This is a genomic window from Pedobacter sp. 22226 (assembly GCF_052045455.1).
Lineage (GTDB): Bacteria > Bacteroidota > Bacteroidia > Sphingobacteriales > Sphingobacteriaceae > Pedobacter > Pedobacter jeongneungensis.
Genome location: NZ_JBQEPB010000010.1, coordinates 250,246 through 272,649, shown reverse-complemented (window position 1 = coordinate 272,649; position 22,404 = coordinate 250,246). Strand labels below are relative to the sequence as shown.

General features: G+C 40.7%; 14 protein-coding genes. 5 read left to right on the top strand and 9 right to left on the bottom strand.

What is annotated here, in order from left to right; all coding sequences use genetic code 11:
- Positions 1–272 precede the first annotated feature (272 nt).
- The 6 genes from ACTJKC_RS21940 to ACTJKC_RS21915 form a co-directional block, all read right to left on the bottom strand.
- The gene (locus ACTJKC_RS21940; RefSeq protein WP_440795331.1) at positions 273–2,168 is read right to left on the bottom strand and encodes a RagB/SusD family nutrient uptake outer membrane protein; all 1,896 of its coding nucleotides are present in this window, start codon (positions 2,166–2,168) and stop codon (positions 273–275) included.
- A gap of 10 nt (positions 2,169–2,178) precedes the next feature.
- Positions 2,179–5,346 (bottom strand): SusC/RagA family TonB-linked outer membrane protein, encoded by a 3,168-nt coding sequence (locus ACTJKC_RS21935; RefSeq protein WP_440795329.1) that lies wholly within the window; start codon positions 5,344–5,346, stop codon positions 2,179–2,181.
- A gap of 34 nt (positions 5,347–5,380) precedes the next feature.
- Positions 5,381–6,301, bottom strand: coding sequence for a ferritin-like domain-containing protein (locus ACTJKC_RS21930; protein ID WP_440795327.1), 921 nt, complete (start codon positions 6,299–6,301; stop codon positions 5,381–5,383).
- A gap of 11 nt (positions 6,302–6,312) precedes the next feature.
- A complete protein-coding gene (locus ACTJKC_RS21925) occupies positions 6,313–7,032 on the bottom strand; it encodes a ferritin-like domain-containing protein (protein WP_440795325.1) in 720 nt (239 codons plus the stop codon).
- 427 nt (positions 7,033–7,459) lie between these two features.
- On the bottom strand, positions 7,460–7,669 hold the full coding sequence (locus ACTJKC_RS21920) for a helix-turn-helix transcriptional regulator (protein ID WP_440795323.1): 210 nt from the start codon (positions 7,667–7,669) through the stop codon (positions 7,460–7,462).
- Positions 7,670–7,928: 259 nt separating this feature from the next.
- Positions 7,929–8,876 carry an ROK family protein gene (locus tag ACTJKC_RS21915; protein WP_440795321.1) on the bottom strand — a complete coding sequence of 316 codons (948 nt, stop codon included), beginning with the start codon at positions 8,874–8,876 and terminating at the stop codon, positions 7,929–7,931.
- 312 nt (positions 8,877–9,188) lie between these two features.
- On the opposite strand from ACTJKC_RS21915, the gene ACTJKC_RS21910 reads away from it, so the two are divergent.
- The 3 genes from ACTJKC_RS21910 to ACTJKC_RS21900 all read left to right on the top strand — a co-directional run bounded on the left by ACTJKC_RS21910 (position 9,189) and on the right by ACTJKC_RS21900 (position 14,062).
- Positions 9,189–10,409 carry a glycoside hydrolase family 88 protein gene (locus tag ACTJKC_RS21910; protein WP_440795319.1) on the top strand — a complete coding sequence of 407 codons (1,221 nt, stop codon included), beginning with the start codon at positions 9,189–9,191 and terminating at the stop codon, positions 10,407–10,409.
- 10 nt (positions 10,410–10,419) lie between these two features.
- Positions 10,420–12,396, top strand: coding sequence for a heparin-sulfate lyase HepC (gene hepC, locus ACTJKC_RS21905; protein ID WP_440795318.1), 1,977 nt, complete (start codon positions 10,420–10,422; stop codon positions 12,394–12,396).
- A 106-nt stretch (positions 12,397–12,502) separates the two neighbouring features.
- Positions 12,503–14,062 (top strand): heparin lyase I family protein, encoded by a 1,560-nt coding sequence (locus ACTJKC_RS21900; protein ID WP_440795315.1) that lies wholly within the window; start codon positions 12,503–12,505, stop codon positions 14,060–14,062.
- Positions 14,063–14,173: 111 nt separating this feature from the next.
- On the opposite strand, the gene ACTJKC_RS21895 is transcribed toward ACTJKC_RS21900, so the two are convergent.
- Complete coding sequence (locus ACTJKC_RS21895) at positions 14,174–15,076, bottom strand: alkaline phosphatase family protein (RefSeq protein WP_440795313.1); 903 nt, start codon at positions 15,074–15,076, stop codon at positions 14,174–14,176.
- A gap of 532 nt (positions 15,077–15,608) precedes the next feature.
- On the opposite strand from ACTJKC_RS21895, the gene ACTJKC_RS21890 reads away from it, so the two are divergent.
- Both ACTJKC_RS21890 and ACTJKC_RS21885 read left to right on the top strand, forming a co-directional pair.
- Positions 15,609–17,795, top strand: coding sequence for an alpha-galactosidase (locus ACTJKC_RS21890; protein ID WP_440795311.1), 2,187 nt, complete (start codon positions 15,609–15,611; stop codon positions 17,793–17,795).
- 68 nt (positions 17,796–17,863) lie between these two features.
- Complete coding sequence (locus ACTJKC_RS21885) at positions 17,864–19,486, top strand: sulfatase family protein (RefSeq protein ID WP_440795309.1); 1,623 nt, start codon at positions 17,864–17,866, stop codon at positions 19,484–19,486.
- 86 nt (positions 19,487–19,572) lie between these two features.
- Here the strand turns inward: ACTJKC_RS21885 and ACTJKC_RS21880 are convergent, their stop codons facing one another.
- Both ACTJKC_RS21880 and ACTJKC_RS21875 read right to left on the bottom strand, forming a co-directional pair.
- Positions 19,573–20,553 (bottom strand): BT_3987 domain-containing protein, encoded by a 981-nt coding sequence (locus ACTJKC_RS21880; protein ID WP_440795307.1) that lies wholly within the window; start codon positions 20,551–20,553, stop codon positions 19,573–19,575.
- 12 nt (positions 20,554–20,565) lie between these two features.
- The gene (locus ACTJKC_RS21875) at positions 20,566–22,404 is read right to left on the bottom strand and encodes a RagB/SusD family nutrient uptake outer membrane protein (RefSeq protein ID WP_440795305.1); all 1,839 of its coding nucleotides are present in this window, start codon (positions 22,402–22,404) and stop codon (positions 20,566–20,568) included.

Genomic DNA, 22,404 nt, shown 5'->3' with positions numbered 1-22,404 from the left:
CGAATTGTTTCGGATAACGAATTTAGTTATCCCTGCTTACAAGAAGTTTAAAATATGGTTAAAATAGATTCAATTTTGATGAAAAGAGCTTGTCAGAGGCGATATAATTATTGAGCGGCATTGGTAAGTATATTATTAAAGCGCATATCTTTCAAATCACAGGCATTTTGTATCTGTTAAGTACGCAATTTTAATGAACAAAGCCCGCTTCTTCCTATTGAGAAGAGTGGACTTTGTTTTGAAATCAGTGAGGCTTCAAGAGTGGTTTTTATTTAAAAACCCGGATTTTGCCTGGTTATCTTTTTGTTTACATCCAGTTCGTTTGATGGAAACGGATACAGCTCATGCTTACCTTTTTTGAAATTAGTAGCAGCTTCGTAAGCATATTGAGCACGGATAGCTTTAACGGCATCCTGTGTAGCCTTTATTTTATCGCCCAGTAAATTCCATCTGATTAAATCTGCCCGGCGCATCCCTTCAAAACATAACTCCCACGATCTTTCATTTTGGATTCTAAGCAAAAAGGCATCTTTACTTAAACCTGCAGGTAAATCCACATCAGCATTATTTTTTTTAGGTAAAAGTGTGGCTGTAGCTGTAGCGCCGGTTCCTTTTCCTTTAACATCGGTAATGGCAATTGTTGGCGCCGAAGTATAACCTCCGCCCTGGTTTAACATTGTTATTCCGGTTACTTTATCGCCTGCTACCGTAGGCACGGCATAAGCATCTGTGCCACCGCCACCAGTAATTGTGATTATAGTATTACTCAGCGAAGTGCTGTTTAATGAATAACCGCTTCCGCCTGCACCCAGTGTAATATTTATTCTGCTACCTGCTGTATTAGTGCCGTATGCCCTTCTTCTAACTGTATTAATGGCTTCGTAAGCCTCTGCTGTAGGCCCGTTGTTTAATTCATTATCAATCTCAGCTTTCATCAATAATACATCTGCATAACGCATGGCAACATAATTGATGTTGGTATAAGTTTTTTCCAATGCCGAATTATTTTGATATTCCCTGCTCCACTTGCCTGGTCCCCAACGCTCATCGTCTCTTCCACTTAGCAACGATAGTTTATTTCCATTAGCATCCAGAATGTAGCGCGCAATCGAAAAATCACGTCTTAAATCGCCATCTGCAAAACTGCTGTAAAATGATGAGGGCACAAAGGTGCGGTTTAAGGTACTTCCATAAACACCGGTGTTAGTAGGCTGTGCATTAAAAGTACCCCAGCTGGAACTGCTGGTATTGGTTACCGTAGGGGTATAAAAAGACATTTCGAACAAACTTTCTTTGGGTTCGAACACTTGTGCCGATTGATTTTTAAAAACCTGACTATAGCTATCGTTTAATTTGTAGAGTCCCGAAGCGATTACCTCATTTACCTGGGTTTGTGCCAGTTGATAATACCTGGCATAATCTGAAGGTCTTTGCATGGTACCATCAGGCCTTAAAGAATAACCACCTGCAAACAGGGCTATGCGGGCCAATACGGCCTTTGCGGCAAATTTATTTATCCTTTCGTTACTTGCAATGGTTGCTGGTAAAACAGTTATAGCCTCCTGCATGTCTTTAATTACCTGGTCATAAATCACAAATCTATCGGTTAAGGGCAGGCTCAGGTCATCTCCGGGAGCCGAACTTTTGATTTTAAAAGGTACATCTCCCCATAATCGCACCAATTCTGAGTAAAAAAACCCGCGAAGAAATTTAGCCTCACCAATCATACGGTTTAAATCTGCTTTTTGATCTGTAGTTCCGCTGGTGTACAGGCTCATTTGCGGTATGCGCTCAATAACCATATTGGCCCGGTCTATACCATTATATAATGTACTCCAGGTACTATAAAATAACGAATTACCTGCCAGATAATAATAGTGCGAAACCTCTCTAAAATCATTCGCCGTGGTTCCCGCACTTAAAAATTCAACATCTGTATCTGCATCATACACCAAAGGAACATACCAGGCATAGGTACTTGGACTTTTAAGTGTTTCATAAACCCCTAGTGTTGCTGCGTAAGCCTCGGGAACTGATTTGAAAAAGTTATCAGAAGTAAAGGAAGAATAAGGATCGGTTTCGACCACTTTTTTGCAGGAAACAAATGTTGCCAGCGTGATCAGGCCAACAAAGGTTGCGTTTTTTATGTCTATAAACTTAGCTTTCATATTGATTTTTTTATAACGATAGATTTAAACCGGCAAGAAAAGATTTTCCTCTTGGATAGGCACTAAAATCGACCCCGGGGGTTAAAGGATTATTAATTGCACTTACTTCAGGATCGTAACCGGAGTATTTGGTAAATACGTGTAAATTGTAGGCAGTAAAATAAATACGGGCATTGCTAATTTTTACCGCACTTAACCATTTTTTAGGAAGGGTGTAACCAATACTGATGTTATTTAACCTTAAAAAGGAACCGTCTTCGATTGCAAAACGGGTTAAGCGGCCTGCAGTAGTACCACCGAGAGATGAAACTGTGTTTTTACCCTGATTTAATGCCGCAAGCTCTACCGGACTGGTTGTTAACTGGCCGGAAGCATTCACATTTGTCCACCGGTTTGCCTGAAAAGCCATATTGCTGTTAAAATCGCCTGATAAAACCAGGTTATTCTGCACATTGGCATTGTAAATATCGTTGCCATAGGTAAAATCTAAAAACACACTTAAATCGATTCCTTTATAACTGAAAGTGTTGTTTATACCACCTGTAAATTTCGGGTTGGCGTTACCGATAGCCGTACGGTCGAAATCGTTGATCAAACCATCCGGTGTACCATTAGGGCCGCTGATATCTTTATATTTGGCATAACCCGGTTGGGCCACATTACCATTATTAACCACGCCAGGTTTTAACGTATATACATTCGAGGTTGGGTTATAGTTAAAATCGCTCACCTGATATAAACCATCGCTGATATAACCATACATAATGCCCACCGGCTGCCCTACCTGCAATATATAATCGTTAAATGCCGGATTATAACTGCTGGCCAGCAGAGAATTTTCGCCACTGCTTAATTTTAGCACTTTTGTTCTGTTAAAGGCAATATTGAAATTTGTATTCCACAAAAAATTACTGTTTTTAATGTTGATGGTGCTCAGAGTAAGCTCAATTCCTTTGCTTGATGTTTCGCCAACATTCTGTAGCTGGGTGCTAAAACCCGAACTTGCCGGAATCCTGGTATTGTAAAGCAAATCTTTTGAACGGTTATCGTACAATTCGGCTGTTAGCATAATCCTCTGTTTAAAAAGGCCGATATCAAGACCAAGATTGCTTTGTACAACTGTTTCCCATTTTAAAAACGGATTTTCAAGGTTATTTCGGTATGCGGAAGGATTAACCTGATTGATTAATGGATAATTACCCGTTACAAAAGTGGCCAGGGCAGCATAATTGGCAATCCTGTTATTGCCCGAGCTACCATAACTTAAGCGAAGTTTTAAATCGGAAATTGCCTTGATGTTTTTGAGAAAAGGTTCTTCTGAAATTTTCCACGAAAGTGCCCCAGAAGGAAAATAGCCAAAAACATTCTCCTGTCCGAATTTAGAAGATCCGTCTCTCCTGATGGATGCACTTGCAAAATATTTGCCTTTGTAAGAATAATTTGCCTTGGCGAAAAGAGAAAACAGCTTATCGTCTTCAGTATAGGATGAGGGGAAAGTGGCGATGGTACCGGCGCCCAGATTATCATAACCATTGTTAAAAACCGGAACACCATTGGTTGTAGCGGCAAAATTTTCGCCATAATTATAAATATACTCCTGCCCTACAGATACATCCATTTTATGGTCCTTTGCAAAAACATTGGCATAAGTGATGATGTTGTTGTACGATAAACGTTTGGTTAAAGCATCACTTATCCCACCAAATGCGCCTCCGGTACGTATGGCCTGAATGTTATTGGCATCAATAAATGTTTTAATCTTATTGGTTTGATTGGTAAAGCTAACCAAACCGTTATAGGTTAAATTTTTAAGAAAATTATATTTTACAGTTACACTAGAATTTAAGCTTTTTATCGATTGGTCTACTTTACGGGTGGTCAACGCCAATAACGGACTTTGAAAGGCCGGGCTACTTTGGTTATCCAGGGCATCTACCGCATCATCCAGCAAATCAAGGTCGTTTCCGTTTTTACTGTTTATTGGTCTGTACTGCAAAAGCGTCTGTAAGTAGCTCAAACGGGCATTTCCACCGGTTTGCGTGCCACCTGTACCATAAATATATTGATTGGAATAGTTAACGATGCCGGTAACCACTGCTTTTTTACCAATGTTGTTGGTTACAGTTAACTTGGCAATATCCTTATTGGCGCCACTGTTTAATAAAATTCCTTCATTATTGTTTTTAGAATAGAACACATTGTATTTAATCTCATTCGTACCTCCATTAATACTGATTTTATGGTATTGTGTCATCGCGGTTTCTCCCATCACCTGCTCTTGCCAATCGATACCTGGCCTGTTGCCATATTTCACCTGCAAAGAATCAAATGGTCCGTAAGTGTTTAAAAAAGTAGTGAGCCTGCCTGCATTGGGTAAAGCATTTTCGTAAACATATTCTATATAATCGTATGTATTTAGTACCGGTAGAAAACGGGTAATCGATTTAGCCCCAACATATCCATCGTAATTGATGGTGGTTTTACCGCTTTTTATTTTTTTTGTGGTCACTAAAACCACTCCGTTTGCACCCCGGGCACCGTATATTGCTGTTGCCGAAGCGTCTTTCAACACATCAATAGATTCTACATCGGTTGGATCTAAAAAAGCAAGTCCTTCGGTTTGTGGTACCCCATCAACTACATATAGCGGTTCATTGCTCTGGGTAATGGAGGTTCCTCCCCGTATTTTAATCGATGGCACTTCGCCCGGGTCGCCACTTCCCATCGCTACCTGCATCCCCGCAATACGCCCCTGTAAGGCCTGGGCAACGTTCTGTACGGGTACTTTTGCAAGTTCAGTTCCACTAATGGATGATATTGAACCCGTTAAATCGCCACGTTTTACTTCCTGGCCATAACCAATTACCACCACCTCATTCAGGTTATTGGCATCGTCCTGTAATTTAACATCAATGTTTGTTTTGTTATTTACCCTTTGTTCTACCGCTTTGGTGCCCAAAAAAGTAAATACCAGCGTAGCATCAGCTTTTACTTTAATCTGGTACCCTCCATCAGAACCGGTTACCACACTATTTTTGGTGCCTTTCTCGTAAACTGTTGCCCCAGGCATGGGCTGGTTAGTCTGATCTTTCACTATGCCTTTCACTGTAATCACTTCTTGTGCAAAAAGAGCTTTACAGGTGCCAAGCAATAAAAATAAGATTATAATTTTTTTCATATCATCTCTCCCTTATCGGTAATTATTTTTTTTATTAGGTTAGTTGAAATCCGGTTTTTATAAACAGGTTGGCTGCTGTTTTAACAGCAACAGTTGAAAGATATTCATCAAAAGATTCTGCTGCAGGCCCGGCGGTTAAATTAACATTGCCTCCAATGCCAACCAACTCAATGCCTGCCTGGGTTGTTTTAGTTTCCCTGTTCAGTAGGCCAGTATCGATATCATAAACCGGGTTTAGCGGGCCAATCATCGAATCGTTTCCGGTAATGGGCTGTACATCAGATCCATCCGCATCATTCCTCCTGATACTCACCCAGGGGCGTAAATTTTTAAGTGTCGCAATCTGCAGCTTGTTTACCATTAAACGCAACTGGGCAGAATGGCGGGCTTCGATGGTTTGTATGCGTGCAGCAGTAGCCAATACTGGTGTGCCCATTAAAGAAACCAATTGCCCTTTGTAAGCCCTTTCGCTTAAATCTTCAAGTACCACCGCGGTACGTAAAAATGTAGCATAATTAGTGGTTACATTGGCATTTACCTTCGTATAATCAAAATTTGCATAAACCAGTGCAGTTCTTGGGGTTCCTCCCAGATCGGTTATGGTTTTGATCAGGATGTTGATATGTGCCTGTTCCTGATCGCGTAATGTGGTAATAACAGGTTTATCGGCAGCCGGAATTAAGTTAGGCGTTACCGTTAGTGCATTGTTATAAAACTGAAACTGCATATAACCCAGGGCCAAAACTAAATTAAGCGAATCTATGGTAACTGCATTTGAGGTAGTTTGTGCGTAAGTATTCTGAAAAATGCTGCCTAGGCTTAACGGCAATGCCGCCAGAGATACTTTTTTACCAAAACTTAAAAAGCGCTGTAATGCAAATCGCCTTGGGCTCAATCTTTCATAAACCTCAGCATCTGCCTTTTCTAATTCTTTAATGATTGTTGAAACATTCATACTGATCTGGTTTACAGGTTAATGATATTAAGTTTAGTTTTAATGTATTTTGAGGCTGTTTCCAAAACTTTGCCCGGTGATAAAGTAACATCGAGGGCATTGGTGGCATCGGCACCTAAAGCAGACAGCTCAGTAAGGTCGGCGAAACTTAATGCACTTACCTGACTGCGTACATAGGCTGCGTGGCGTGCTTCTACAGTTGCTACCTGACTTAGAATAATAAGGTTATAATCATTTTTACACCTGGCAATTGCATCATTATAGGCTGCCGTACCTAAATCTTCAAATGTTTTGGCAGCGGTGAATACAGCAGCGGCATCAGTAAAATCGATGCCCGTAAAATCTATTTCAAGCGCACCAATACCGGCGGAACCCAGAAATTTTTTAAAAAATTCGCGGTGGGCGATTTCGTGAAGGCTGATATCATTGAAAAATAATTTTTGCTGGGCGGTAAATGCGGCCGGAAAGCTGGTAATTACTTTGCTATAAAAAGCTGCCTCCAACTGTTCTAATGCATAAATATAGTTTAACAAACCACTATCATCCTTAAAATCAATCGTATTATCCGTATTAATATAAGGTGTTGAAGATGGAATCGTATCCTTTTTACAACCGGCGATGCCTATCGCTAATGCAGATGCCCCCGCGAACTGCAAAAACTGCCTTCGTTGTATATGGCCGGCTGAGAAAAAATTTTTTTCAGTTGTTGCCTCAGAATTAGTTTTAATCATTGTGTTAGTTGATTTATAAAGTTTGGTTAGTCGTATGCTATGCCGACAACTGGTTTGGTTATGCCCCACCCATCGGTAATATTAATTGGTTAATGTTTAAACCCTTTCAGGTTTGTTTAGTCTGTATGATGTCCGGAATATTACTGTTGTTGATTTCTTCGTTTTAATCCACGCATCTAACAGTAACGAATTTAGCATTAGGGAAAGAAAAAGAGTTTCAAATTTGTTTAAAATACTATCAAATTTGAACAACAGTGCCGTTAGAGGCATTTTTTCGACCTTTTCAAGCCATTATACTGCAAAACTGAAGTCGAAAAAATGAAGCTGAGGATGATAAATAAAAAGATTATTCTAAATTTTCTGTAAAACATATTCTACAGGAATAACACAAAAACAAAAATGTGATCTGTTTTTTGGCAGCTTTTGCCTAACGGATCATATCACGCACAAAATCATCGAATGTAATGTTATAGGTCTGGATTAGCAGATAAACGTGCAGAAAACTTGGACAACCAAAATCGTTTTCCCATTTAATATAAGTTAGCCTGCTCACGGATAATACATCTGCCACTTCTTGCTGTGTAAGTCCTGATACGTGCCTGAAGCGCCTTAAAGTTTTCCCTAGTTTGTTATTCATAGTCAGTAATGATTATAAAATATTATTTAGGGATGTTTTCAAATATAAAAGATTTAAATACGATGTAAAAAATAATATCAGTGATGTAAAGAAAATTATCAGTTTAAACTGAAATATAATTTTTAACTCGTTAGCAGTTAGCATGTTTCAATAAACAGATTGTTTGGCAGAGATACCATAATGAGCGAAATAGCAGGCATTTAAATATATTCCGGCCAGTGAGCACCAGCCGGTAACATCATACTAAGCAGGGATCAGACTATTTCTCTACATAATCAAATGCCTTAAATTTTTGAAAAACATTGGCTGCACAGCCTAATAAACCGGCCTTATTACCCAGTTTTGCCGCTGCTAACAGCTCATGGTTTGATGAAATGGGAACCGCCAGGGTTTTGATGCGTCGTTCTATTTCCCTCACATAAAAAGCGCCTGATTCGCTTATACCGCCGCCGATTACAATTTTCTGCGGACTAAAAATATTGATAAAGCTGATAATCCCCGCAGCAAGGTAATCGAAATGCTGTTCCATTGCTTCAACGGCATAATCCTCACGGGCGAGGAATCTTTCTACCATGTATTTTCCGTCAATTTCCTCCGGCGGGTTTGGATGGATCGATTTGTAATGGTTAATCAGGGCCGTTACCGAAGCGTAAGTTTCTAAACATCCTTTCCCGCCACAGGCACAGGGCGCTCCGTTGTGCTGCACAATGATATGACCAAGTTCGGTGCCACGGTTTCTAAAACCGCCGTAAAGTTTATTATCAATCATCACCGCGCCGCCAATGCCGGTGCCAACGGTAAGAAAAACCACATCGCTGCATTCTTTCGCTGCTCCATAAGTCATTTCGCCAAGTCCCATCAAATTTGCATCGTTATCCATTACGATATTATGCCGGGTTACTTCCTGCAGAATTTCGCCCAGGGCCAGCTGCTTAAAACCAGGCAGGTTATCTGCGCCGGCAATAATTTTATTGTTATAAATAATGCCTGGAAAACCAATGCCCACGCCTAAAACCGGGTTTTTAAACTTTTTTGCGCAACTCTGGATAGCCTCTACAATAAGCGCAATAATGGCTCCCTGGGTTTTTGCATGTTTAAGCGATATGATGGTCGAATATAAAATTTCGCCCTCATGGTTTACTACGCCACATTTTAATGATGAGCCGCCAACATCAATGCCGATGGCGTATGATTCTTCTATGTTCATATAATTAAGGAAGCCATATATAAGGCTTAATCGTAAATGTTAATACCTGTTTGATTCGACGCCACTAAAATAGGCTGTAACTTTTTCCAGCGGATTAGGTTTCGGCCTAAAACCTTTCAAAATTGATTAAAACAACATTATTTAATGCCATAACCTGCATAAACATAAGAAAATACCTGCTGAAATAAAATCTACGATTAACCAAATTCAAAATATTTCTGATAATAATCAAAAGTGTTTCTCTTTCTATCGCCTTAATTTCACAGTTACAATAACCAAATCATTTCATATCAAAGTTTCAATCCACACACAATGAAAAAAGCTTTTTGCTTAGCCATGCTTGCTACCACCCTTGTTTTAAATTGTTATGCAGGTAAAACACAGCACGACCCGCCACCGGGCTGGTTAAAAAAAACGACCGGTATTATTACATTTCAATTAAACAAGGCTGCTGCTACCTATAAACCAGGTTTAAACCCGCGATCGGTAAATCCCAACGGCACAGTAAGACTGGCAGGCTTAACCGACTGGACAACAGGCTTTTTTCCGGGCAGCCTTTGGTACGGGTATGAACTTACCGGAGATAAAAACCTGGCTGCTGAAGCAAAGAAATTTACCCTGGCACTCGATTCTGTACGCCACATTACCAACACGCATGATGTAGGCTTTATGCTTTATTGTTCTTACGGCAATGCTTATCGTATTACCCATGATAAAAACTATCTGCCTGCGCTACAGGATGGCGCCAAACACCTTGCAGCACGTTTTAATCCAAAAATCGGCGTAATCAGGTCATGGGATTTCTCCTGGTGGCATTACCCGGTAATCATTGATAATATGATGAACCTTGAGTACTTATACTGGGCTGCCGGCGAATTTAAAAATCCAGGATATGCCAATATTGCCACTACACACGCCGCTACCACGATGAAAAACCATTTCAGAAAAGATTACAGTTCTTACCACGTGGTTGATTATGATCCTGAAACAGGCAAGGTCATTGCAAAAAGAACGCATCAGGGTGTTACCGATGAATCGGCCTGGGCACGAGGACAGGGCTGGGGACTTTACGGCTACACGATTTGTTATAAAAACACCAAAAACCTACATTTTTTGGCACAGGCCGAACATATTGCAGCCTTTATTATGAACCATCCACGCATGCCAAAAGATAAAATTCCGGTTTGGGATTTTGATGTGCACAATGCAACCGGGGTTGAGGAACCTGCGCCGAGAGATGCCTCTGCCGCTGCTGTAATTGCCTCTGCCCTGCTCGATTTGAGTACACAGGTAAAAGATGGCAAAAAATATGTTGATTATGCCGAAGATATTTTAAAATCGCTTTCCTCTGATGCCTACCTGGCTGGTCCGGGAGAAAATCAGTATTTTCTGTTAAAGCACAGTGTGGGGGCTTTCCTTTATAATTCGGAGATCGATACGCCTTTAGATTATGCGGATTATTATTATCTGGAAGCTTTAAACCGGTACCTGTCAATTAAAAAAATAGATTTGAAGGAATTGTCAAAATCTTAATTGCGGAAACATGAGAGTAAAATTCATCATAACCTTAAGTACATTTATTTTAACTTTCTTAAGTGTAAAAGCTCAGGAAATGCCAGTCAGCAAAGAAAATTTCAATGCGGTCAACCTGACTTACCCCGGTTTGGAAAAAGTGGCGAAACATTATCATAGCGGCGAATACGATGCCGCAGCTAAAGAACTGTTAAATTACTATCGCAACCGCAAAACGGTAAAACATCCTGATTTTAATGCAGGTGATGAAGCCCGTTTCAGGGGTAAAGATATCGGAAAAGCGAATCAGGTAAAGGCAGATAATGCCCTGGAACATAAATTCCAGCCACAAAAAGGTTATGGTTATTATGATTACGGTGCAGATATTAACTGGGATTTTTGGCCCGTAAAAGATAACGAGGTGCGCTGGCAATTACACCGCGTTACCTGGTGGCAGCCCATGGGCATGGCTTACAGAAGCAGTGGGGATGAGAAATACGCAAAAGAATGGATTTTTCAGTTTAGGGATTGGGCCAGGAAAAATCCTTTGGGCAAATCGAAAGATAACGATAGTTTTGCCTGGAGGCCCCTGGAAGTATCAGAACGCATCCAGACCCTCCCCGGTACTTTTAACTTATTTGTAAATTCTCCAAACTTTACACCCGCTTTTTTACTGGAATTTTTAACCCTTTTTAATCAACAGGCAGATTACATTCCCAAAAATTATAGCGAAGAAGGCAATCATTTATTGTTCGAGGCACAACGTGTTTTAGGTGCGGGTAGTATTTTTCCTGAGCTAAAACAGGCCCCGTTCTGGCGCAAAAGCGGTATTGAGGTACTTAACCGTGAAATTAAAAAACAGGTATATCCTGATGGGATGCAATGGGAACTTTCGCCAACTTATCACGTTGCTACCATTGATATTTTCCTTAAAGCCTATAACTCGGCTAAACTGGCCGGATCAGAGAAAGAATTTCCGGAGAGTTATGTAAAAACCATTGAAAATATGGTTGTAGCTACCGCGAACATGTCGTTCCCCGACTATAATAACCCGATGTTCGGCGATTCATGGCCGGTTGAGAAGGATGCAAGAATGAAAGCTTTCGCAACATGGTCTAAAGCCTTTCCCGCAAATGAAGAAATCAGGTATTTTGCGACAGATGGCAAGGAAGGCACTTTACCAGATTATTTATCGTATGGCTTAACAACAGCGGGCTTCTACACGTTCAGAAATGGCTGGAATAATCAATCTACCGTGATGATCTTAAAGGCAAGCCCTCCCGGAGAGTTTCATGCACAACCCGATAACGGCACTTTCGAACTGTGGGTAAAAGGCAGAAATTTTACACCGGATGCCGGATGTTACCTGTACAGTGGCGATGCTGAAGTAAATAAAAAGCGCGATTGGTACCGCCAAACCAGGGTTCACAGTACGCTTACCCTTAATAACCAGAATATGGTGATTACCAAAGCGCAGCAAAACAAATGGCAAACCGGTAAAAACCTTGATGTATTAACCTACACCAACCCAAGTTATGCTGAACTGAACCACCAGCGCACGGTTTTGTTTATCGACCGGCAATATTTTCTAATCATCGATCAGGCGATTGGAAAAGCCACCGGAAACCTTGGTGTTCACTTTCAGTTGAAAGAAGATAGCAAACCGGTTTTCGATCAGGCCAAAAACAAGGTGTACACCACTTATGGCGATGGCAACAATTTACTGATCCAATCTTTAAATACAGATAAAATCACCCTTAAGGAAGAAGAAGGCAAGGTTTCTTATGTGTATAACCAGGAGATGCCCCGTCCGGCTTTTGTGTTCGAAAAACCTAAGAACGATACCAGAAATCAGATTTTTGTTTCTGTAGTTTATCCTTTCAGCGGAAATAAAGCACCTGAAATTACCATTAAAGAAAACGCCGGTAACGATTTTGAAAAAGGCAGAATTAACCTCAGCCTCAATATCGATGGTAAAAAGAGTGAAATCAATACATCAGTTAAATAACAGGGAAAGCGGTAAATGATTAACAAAATGCCGCTTTTTCTTTACCTGCTAAAAACAGATGATGCGATTATAAAGAAACAATTATCAACTAACCAAAAAGAACCACATGAAAAAAAGATCAGCTTACGTACAAAAACACCTGGCTATCGGCCTGTTATTTTTGGCATCTGCCTGTAGTAAAATGCAAAAGGATTTGACCAGCCAAACCGACACAGTAAAATTATCGGCTTTAAAAATGGCTACAGGACCACAGGCAAACCTCAACTATGGTGATACCATTCTAAATGTAACTTACGAAGATGGCACACTCAACTCTGGCATAACAGGCGTTAACCCAACCAATGCCACTGCATCAGATGCTGCTGTTATCGTATCGCCGGGTGCTACCACACTGAACCATGCCATAGCACACAAAGTAGTGTATGGCGATTCGGGATATAACTCTGATGGCAACTGGAGAAGTGAAAGCGATGCCCAGCCGATACTTGCAGCACGTTATTTTCCGGGTGATGAACGCCGTTATGAATTTAGTGTATTGCTGAAAGACTGGCCGGTTTGGACTGAAGGCGACCCTACCAACGAAAGCAACCTTTTTCAGCTGAAGGTATCGGGCGGTGAAAATGTTCCGCTGATGATCCGTGCACAAAAAAACACCCTGAGAATCAGGTATCAGGATGTTTCTGCTAAAACTATCCTAACTGATCTGCATCCTTATGTAAACCAATGGATCCAGTTTAGAATAGATGTACTCTGGGCCACTACCAATACGGGTTATATACGTACTTATATGAAATTACCCGGACAAAGTGATTTTGTTTTGGCAGATCAGAAACCAGCCTATGCCAGCTTTACCGGCGATGTTAACGCAGGAAACTTCGGCTATATTAAATGGGGATTGTATGTAGTGCCACCCAACAGCACCCGCACTGTTTACCACGATGATATCAGAATCATTAACCTCAACCAGGCACCTACCACCACAGGCCTGATCTGGGGAAATAGCGTACCAGATGCTAATCCGGCTTATTTAGATGGCCCTTATACTATTGTATCAAATATCACCAATCCTACTGCTTACAATAATACCAGCCATGTTTATATCCATCCTAAAATAAAATACCAGGCGCCACAAAATATTGTATATGTTAATAGTACCAGTCCAGCGCCAAATCCGGCCGATAATGTGGCAGGTACCCCACGGTCTGATTTTTCCCGTTCAACATTATCAGCTGCCGGCTTATCAGGCGGCGCACCTGGCCCGGGCGGACGCTATCTGGTGAGCAGCTGGGCAAATGCAACGTCAGCAAGCACGCCATCAGCTTTTGATCCTACAGAATACTACGAGTTCAATTTAGAACCGGTAAGTGGGTATTATTTTAACTTTAGTGACATTAAGTTTACCGTGCTAAGGGGTGGTACCACACATCCGAATACATTTGTGCTTCGGTCAAGCATAGATAATTTTGCCACCAATATTGCAGCTCCTGTTACCATAAGTGGTACTACCACACCTACCCCGATATCGTTTAATGCATCGGCACTAACCAATATCAATACTGCGGTTACCTTTAGGTTATATGCATATGGTGCTACCGCAACCAGCGGAAGTACAAGTGTTGGTGTGAATGATTTCCAGGTAGACGGACAGGTTTTGCCAACACCTTAATTGATCAGACCGCATTAAATACCAAGATCTGGTAATAAAAAAGGGGCAATGGATATTCCACTGCCCTTTTTATGTTTTGGCAACCTACCTCGCCGGCATTCTTCTTAAAATCTATTTAAATACATTTTTCGGTATTGTTCCTGTCCATGCATCCGGCAGTTTGGTTAATCCAAAAATCTTTGCAAGTACAAAACTGGTGTTTTTATTGCTGTTAAAAGAAGTAATTAAGCCCCCTTTCTTTATCTGCGGACCTGTAATGGCCCAGGGCACCTGCATTTCTGCCATCGATATGCCACCATGGCCTTTATTTATCCCTCCATGATCGGTAATTAACAGGATATGCATATCCTTATAAATCCCGTCCGTTTTTAATTTTTCGATCAACGCTCCTATTGCAACATCTGCCTCTTCAATTGCTTTAATATATTCGGGAGTCATCCATCCAAAACCATGGCCGGCATGATCGGTGTGCACACTGTATAAAAAGGTAAGTGTAGGGTTTTGCTTATTCTTTACCATAAAATCGAAAGCTTTCTGGTAATTGTCTTTGTATTCGTCTTTTTCTTCAAACGATACCTCATCAAGATACTTTTTGTTAATTGGATTAATCAGCTCTTTCCAGTTGTAATAATAAGCCGTTTTTGATGACGGGATGGTTTCTTTTAAAACTTTAAATATAGATGGGTAATAACCCTGTTCATCTGTTTCAAGTGGCTGCAATGTGTGTTTTTCAAGCGTCCAGTCGTTGGCCGTAATGCCGTGTTCCTCAGGGCCAGAGCCTGTTAAGTGGCTCGTCCAGTTGGGTAAAGTTACCGATGGCATTACCGGCCTGGTTGTCAGGGAAAGTACACCATCTGCAAATAACTTATCCAGGTTAGGATGTTTAGCCGTTTTGTAGCCTTCTGCACTAAAGCCATCGAGGCCGATGATTAATACATGTGCCTGTTTGCGTTGCGCCATGGCCGAAAATGACAGCAGGGATAAAACCATCACTTTGATAAAAACTTTTCTCATAATAAATTTCTCGATGTAAAATTGGTATTGTAAATATAAATCAGATAAGATTGAGCAGTGGTTTAAAGCACCACACAAAATTTAACCAAAATTGTGCACCACCAAACCAGCTTATACACAAGCCATTATTAAATACTTTTAACCTGAATGGATAAACCGGCAATCTTTAAAATCAAACTACAATACATAATTACTAAACTTTTGTTTATTTATATTAAACAAAAAGTAAAATAATTGTTATCAATATCTCTTTACCGAAAAAATACCGTCAACGCTTAAATTCGGTTTAATTTAAAAAACGATGCGGATTTTCAAACACATTTTAAGTCAGGATGTAAATCATTTCAATTTTATTATAGCCTTTGGTTATTAAAAAAATTTGTACATATTTATAATAAAACCAATATATCTACCTCATTACAAATTACTTAACCGTACAAAAGTTTACATTTCTTTTGTATCACAGCTTCTGGTTTAGGATAAGATCTTATGATTATTTTTATCAAAATCAACAAATTAATAAACCCAATAAATGACCAGAAAATATTTTATATTCTCCCTCCTGCTCATGGCTGTAAGGTTAAGCAGCTTTGCCCAACAAACCATAGAAATCGCAACCAAAAACAACGTGCTTGTTTTAGAAACCGATAAAGACAATACGCTCTTATCAACCTATATCGGCAAAAAGCTCGAAAACACAAATGAGTATCCGGGCATCCAGGCATTGGATAAATATAAACCCGGTTCTGATGATCTTTTGAATAAACGCGAAGCTTATATCGCGTCAGGATCTTTAAACCTGATGGAACCGGCATTAACTGTAACTCATGCCGATGGCAATAAATCAACTGTACTTACCTTTTCGGAGGTAAAAACCGAACAGCTGGATCAGAACAGGAAATTAACCAGCATTGTACTAAAAGATCAGAAATATAAATTTCAGGTAACTTTGAAGTACCTGGCCTATTTTAACGAAAATATAATAGAGCAATGGGCAGAAATTAAGCACCATGAAAAAGGAAACGTTGTGCTAAACAAATATGCTTCGGCAAACCTTACCCTAAGTGGCCGTAAATTCTTTCTAAAAAACCAATATAGCGGTGCCACACGCGAAATGCGATCAGAAGAACAACAGCTGCTGCATGGCATCAAAACCATCGATTCGAAACTGGGCACCCGTACCAACCTGCTCCACTCCTCTTCTTTTATGGTTTCGATCGATCAGCCGGCTACCGAAGATATGGGAGAGGTAATTGCCGGTTCACTGGCATGGACAGGAAACTTTAAACTCGATTTTGAAACTTTTGATGAGTATTATTTAAGGATTACTGCCGGAATCAATAATTTTTCGTCAGATTATACCTTAAAAGCGGGTGAAAATTTTGTTACGCCACGTTTTGTATATACCTACTCCTCAGAGGGAAAAGGTTTAGCGAGCAGAAACCTGCAAAACTGGGCCCGAAACTACCAGTTACTGGATGGAAAGGGAGAAAGATCGACCATTTTAAACAATTGGGAAACCACTTATTTCGATTTTAATGATGAAAAACTAAATGAACTGACAAAAGACACCAAAAAACTGGGTGTTGATGTTTTTTTATTGGATGATGGCTGGTTTGGCAATAAATATCCGCGTAACGGATCAACCTCTGGTTTGGGCGACTGGCAATATAACAGGCAAAAACTGAAAAACGGCATCAGCACTTTGGGCAAGGAAGCTACTGCCAACGGTGTAAAATTCGGGATCTGGATAGAGCCTGAAATGGTGAACCCCAAAAGCGAACTTTACGAAAACCATCCCGACTGGATCATCAGGCAGCCCGAAAGGAAAGAATATTACATGCGTAACCAGCTGGTGCTCGATTTAACCAACCCAAAGGTTCAGGATTTTATTTATAAAACAGTTGATGATATTTTTAAGGAGGTTCCGGAACTTGCCTTTATCAAATGGGATTGCAACTCGCTGATCTACAACGCCAATTCTCCCACTTTAAAAAACCAGGATCATTTTTACATCGAATACATCAGGGGTTTAAATAGCGTGCTGGAAAGAATCAGGAAAAAATATCCTAAAACCCCGATGATGCTCTGTGCCGGCGGAGGCTCAAGGGTTGATTATGCTGCACTTAAATACTTCACCGAATTTTGGCCAAGCGACAATACCAATCCTTACGACCGCATCTTTATCCAGTGGGAATATTCTTATTACTTCCCCTCTGTTGCGGTTGATAACCACATTACCGACATGGGTAAACAACCCATTAAATTTAAAACTGATGTGGCCATGATGGGCAAACTGGGCTACGATGTACGTGTAAATGAACTGAGTAAAAACGACCTGCTCTTTAGCCAGAATGCGGTTAAAACCTATAACAGTTTTAAAGATATTATTTGGCATGGTCAGCAATACCGCTTACAGGACCCTTACGAAAATAAAATAGCCTCAATTGCCTATGTAAACGATGCTCAGGACCAGGCAATTGTTTTTAATTATTATGTAGCTACGCTTTTTACCAATGGGGTAATTTTACCGGTTAAATTAAAGGGGCTGGATCCGGCTAAAAAGTACAAAATAGAAGAAATTAACCTTTATCCTGGAACTAAATCGCCGGTTGATAATGCGAAAGTGTATTCTGGTGATTTTTTAATGAAAGTGGGTTTTAATCCGGAAGTTAATGCCTACAGAACGAGCGTGGTGCTGAAAGTACAAGCCTTATAAAAGAATAAAAATTAATAATTAATGAACGGGGGTGGCTTTTTGTCTCCCCTTTTTTGCCATACCTACTTATGAAAAAATATACCTTAAGCATTGCAGGCATCGTTTTTACCGGTATTATCATTTTATCGTTTACATATAGAAAAGATCGGCCTGCTCAGCGCCCCAACATCCTTTTCGCCATTATGGATGATGTTACGTACCAGCACATAGGGGCTTATGGCTGCAAATGGGTAAAAACACCAAATTTCGACCGGATTGCCAGGGATGGTCTTCTGTTTAAAAATGCTTATACACCTAATGCTAAATGTGCACCGTCACGTTCCTGTATCATTACCGGACGAAACTCCTGGCAGCTGGAAGAAGCCGGTAACCACTGGTCTTACTTTCCCTCAAAATTTGCATCGTTTGCAGAGGTTCTGGCCCAAAACGGATATGAAGTAGGTTATACCGGAAAAGGGGTGGCGCCTGTTGTAGCAAAAAACGCAGATGGCACCCCACGCGAGATGCTGGTAAAAGCCTTTAATCAGTTAAAAACAATCCCGCCAACCAATCAAATCAGCAATATAGATTATGCAGCCAATTTCAGTTCATTTTTAAATAGAACAGGCGATAAACCCTTCTTTTTTTGGTACGGAGGTTTAGAACCCCACCGCGGATACGAATTTAACTCGGGCATTACTAAAGGAGGAAAAAATCTTACCGACATTCCGAATGCAGAAATTTATCCTTTCTGGCCTAAAACAGATTCGGTAAGGACCGATTTACTGGATTATGCTTTTGAAATTGAATATTTCGATAAACAACTGGGCAAAATGCTGAAAATGCTCGAAGATAAGGGCGAATTGCACAATACCCTCATTGTGGTTACTTCTGATAATGGGATGCCTTTTCCGCGGGTTAAAGGACAGGCTTATGAATATTCCAATCACCTTCCGCTTGCCATGATGTGGGCCGATGGCATTGCACACAAAGGCCGTAAAGTAGAAGATTTTATCAGTTTTATCGATCTTGCCCCAACTTTTTTGGATCTGGCCAAAGTTCCTGCCGGTAAAAACAAGATGAAACCCATTACCGGAAAAAGTTTTGCGGATATTTTTAGCGCAGATAAAGAAAAGGTTTCTGCAAAGCGGAATTTTGTACTGGTGGGTAAAGAACGACATGATGTTGGCCGCCCGAACGATGTGGGTTATCCCATCAGGGCAATTTTTCAGGAAAACTATTTATTTATAAAAAATTTCGAGCCTGAAAGGTGGCCAGCCGGAAACCCTGAAACGGGTTACTTAAATGTAGATGGAGGCCCAACCAAAACGGCTTGTTTAAATACAGTTTATGCAACCAATAATGATTTTAATTACTGGTTATGGTCTTTCGGAAAACGTAATAATGAAGAATTGTATGACATTAAAAAAGATCCTGCCTGCCTGAATAACCTGATAACAAATCCTTTGCAAAAAAACAGATCGGCACAGCTGAGAAATAAATTACTGGCCCTTTTAAAAGAACAGTCAGATCCACGCGTTTTTGGCAAAGGAACCCAATTCGACCTGTATAAATATGCGGATAAAAGAGGTGTGAATTTTTACGACCGGTATTTGGTAAAAGATACCACCTTACGCTGGGGATGGGTACTCGATTCTGACTTTCAGGACATTTCGAAAATTGAGCGGGCTAAAAAAGCAGGGAATAAATAGTTTAAAATAAAAAGGTAGTTTCCGGTTTCAGAAACTACCTTAACAGAGAGAGGGTAATTTAGCGATTAAAGCCTCATTTGGTAAATTTAATAGCGGTAAACATTAACCTCAGCCAGGTGTGTTGATTTGGTTGTTGCAGATGCCGCGTTTAACATGGTTATTTTAATGTACCGGTAAAGTGCCGGTGTAGAAAGCGGATAGGACTGGTAACTTTTCACCACTGGATCCATTGTTAGGTTTTTGCCCTGCGAAACCCAGGTTGTACCATCTAAACTCGCATCTAAATCGAATTTGGTAAAACCAGTATTGTAATTTTGCCTTGGTGCCAGATCTACACGGGTAACATAAATGGCCGTTTTCATATCTACATTTATCCAATGTGGAAAAGGAGGCTCAGAAAGACTCCATGAAGAGTGCCAGTACGTATTTACATCACCATCAATGGCTGCCGCAGCTCTTCCGTTTACCGCTCCTTCTCCGGTAAGTTCTTCTGTATCTGCCGTAGCGCTCCATCCTGTTTTAGAGGCAAGAACAGCGGTTAACTTTGGCGCCACAATAAAAGCAGTTTTTACTGTTGGGTTAATCAGATAACCTGAAGCATTTTTTACGCTAACGGGCAAGAGATAATCTTTTGCCGGATCGAACTTTCTGGAGAAATATTTAAGGGTTATAAAATCTGATGAAACCCCTCCCTGCGGGATGGTAACATTCAATTTATCAATCGAGTACGAATCGGCAGGAAACCGCTCGTAAAGGGCCGAACCATTATTTTTCCTGATTACGTTTAAACTGTCGAAAGCTTTGTTATCTATTTCAAAAGTAACATTTATCGGGTTTTTAGGTAAACCCAGGCCACCGAACTGTGCATTAAACTTAAAGGTTCTGGCTTCATCGGTATAGGGGAAGATACTTAAATTCTGCAGGCCAACATTTGCTTTTGCCACAAAAATCTGGGTCTTATCTTTCGAATCAGTTTCTTCTTCGTATGCAGTATTTTTTTTGCAACCTGCTGATGCAATCCATGCAGCAGCTATAATACTCAGGTAACTTATATTTTTGATATTCATGATTGATGTATTTTAATACCCCGGGAATTGAACCAATTGCTTATTTCTGTCCATTTCATTCTGACCGTAAGGAAGAAAATAAAATTTACGCTGCCAGGTAGCCCTGGTAAAGGCAATGGTACGGACATGGAAATTAGGGTCGGATAAACTTGTACCGGCATCCATGTTCATGCCATAAAATGCGCCCCCCTGGTTTGATCCCGGTTGATTTGGAATTTTCCACCGGCGCACGTCGTAATACCTGTTGCCGCCTTCGTAACATAGCTCTATTCTTCTCTCCAGCCTGATCTGATTGCGTAAATCGCCCTGGCTTATTCCATTAGTGAGTTCAGGCAATCCGCCACGGGTTCTGATCAGGTTAAGGTATTTCAGCACATCTGGATTTCCCGGATCTGATTCGTTGAGTGCCTCTGCATAGTTTAAATATAATTCTGCCAACCTGATTAACATTGCCGGACGGGCCACGGCAACGTAAGGATTCATACTAAATGTTGGATGGATATTTTTTCTGGCGGTATATCCTGTTTTTGGCCAGTCTCTTGGTACACCTGCTTTACCAGAAGTTCCTGTATTAAAAAACTCAACCCTGGCATTATTTGCACCGGTTTTGGCCACTCCCGGGTTTACCGCTCCATTAAAGGTAACATCTACATAGAACCGTGGCTCCCTGTTGGTGTACATGGTATTGGTACCTGCCACATAGTATTCGTTCCCTGCTGATGTATAGGTATTTTCTTTATAAATGGCACTGGCACTGATGTTGCTTCCATCGGCCATTCTAAAATCATCTACAAGGCTCTGTACCACACCAAGTCCATTGTAACCCGTTCCCTGTGTAGAACGCGGCACTGCTGATGATTCCCAGGCACCGGATGTTGCAGTTGATGTTCTTAACCAGATCCCTTCCGTTTTCCAGCCACTCCAATATAAATCCCTGCACGATAAAAATGCCGCTCTGAAAGGTGTAGTGTTGGTTACCTTGTAAATTCCTTTTCCGTTTGCTTCAGCCAAATCGATAGCGGCTTTGGCAGCATCTGCAGCAGCTTTCCACCTTGTTGCATCGTAAGTTTGATTAAACAATTGTTTGCCATCTAAATTTTTAAAATCTGATAACTCAGTGTTTCCGTTAAATAAGGGGCTGGCATGGTACAATAATATCTGAGATTTTACCGCTGCCACAATAATCTTGTTTATCCTGCCTGCTTTGGTTACATCCAGATCGGAAGTGCCATTGATATAGTTGTTTAAAGGCAGCTTACTTTCAGCTTCAGTCATCTGTGAAAGCACAAAAGCCACACACTCATCCCAGGAGCTTCTCGGAATCTGGAAGTTATCTTCGGGTGTTGCTGCTTTTAACGGCGCAATTACCACCGGACCAACCTGTTTCATAAATATCCAATAGTAATAAGCGCGTAGAAACTGTGCTTCGCCTTTATATTGTTTAATTAAATCAGCACCGTTTGATAGTGCCTTAATTTCTTCATTACGATCGATGTTTTCTAAAAAAATAGTACATAACCTGATTTTTTCGTAAAAAGCATTCATGCCCGACGAATTCTGATCGGCATTAAGCGCGCCACTGTTAATCGGGGGATTGGTCCAGTTACTGGCATCCATTTCATCGGTAGTAATAGAAGTAATGTAGTTATAGGGCATATCCCATGGATCAGGAATGGACGAATATAATCCAGCAAGCCACCTTTCGGTTTGCGCCCTGTTTTGGAACACCCCGTCTACCGTAACCAGATTATCGGGTACAGCATCAAAGAAACCTTTTTTGCAACCCACAGGCAACAAAAAAACCAGGCATAATGCCATAAATGCCAGTAATTTTATCTTAATTTTTTTCAT